Raw genomic sequence first — 741 nt, 5'->3', positions numbered from 1 at the left:
CTCAACGGTGGCGCCGAGCAGGTCTTGCAGATCGGCCATGCCTACGCGCTGCCTGAAGGCACCCTGACCTTCAATGCCAATGGCACCTGGACCTTCGTGCCGGGCACCAACCTGGATCACAACGACAAGCAGTCGATTCGCTTCGAGCTGATCAAGGTCGACGGTGACGGTGATCGCGCCACGGACACCCATCGCATCAAGATCAAGGATGGCGAGGGTCCGACCCCGGGCGATGCGAATGGCGAAGGCGGCAGCGTGACCTTGGCCCTGGCCGATGCTGAAACCGTGGGCGGCAGCCACGTCATCAGCGATACCCTGGCCTTTACCGCCGGCAGCGACGACATCGTGAGCTTTGCCTTCGGCGATACCGGCAACATTCAGGTCACCGGCCTCGACGGTGAGCTGAGCTGGTCGCTGGACAACGACGGCAACCTGATCGGCCGCCTCGATGGCGAGCCGGTGCTCAAGCTGAGCCTGAGCGGCACCGATCCGATCGCCGCCCAGCAGAGCGGTACCATCACCGTCACGGCGGAGCTGCTGGCCGCACTGCCGCACGACGTCAACGTCGACGACCTGACCATCACCGGTATCACGGTCGTCGCCAGCGACCAGGATGGCGATAGCGCCACTGCGGGCATTACCGTCGAAGTGGCTGACGACCTGCCCGACGCCAACCTGGGTGGCCCCCGCTGGGCCACCGAAGGGGGCGATGCCGTTACCGGCACCTGGAACACCGAGACC

1 protein-coding gene is annotated in these 741 nt (G+C 65.5%); it reads left to right on the top strand.

The features are described 5' to 3' along the window. The coding region (locus tag B8115_RS23630; RefSeq protein ID WP_010628828.1) for an outer membrane adhesin-like protein at positions 1-741 on the top strand (741 nt) is incomplete at both ends.

The sequence above is a fragment of the Halomonas sp. KM-1 genome, from assembly GCF_000246875.1.
GTDB classification, from domain to species: domain Bacteria; phylum Pseudomonadota; class Gammaproteobacteria; order Pseudomonadales; family Halomonadaceae; genus Halomonas; species Halomonas aerodenitrificans.
Note: the sequence above shows the minus strand (reverse complement) of the source record. Positions and strands in the feature narration are given on the sequence as shown.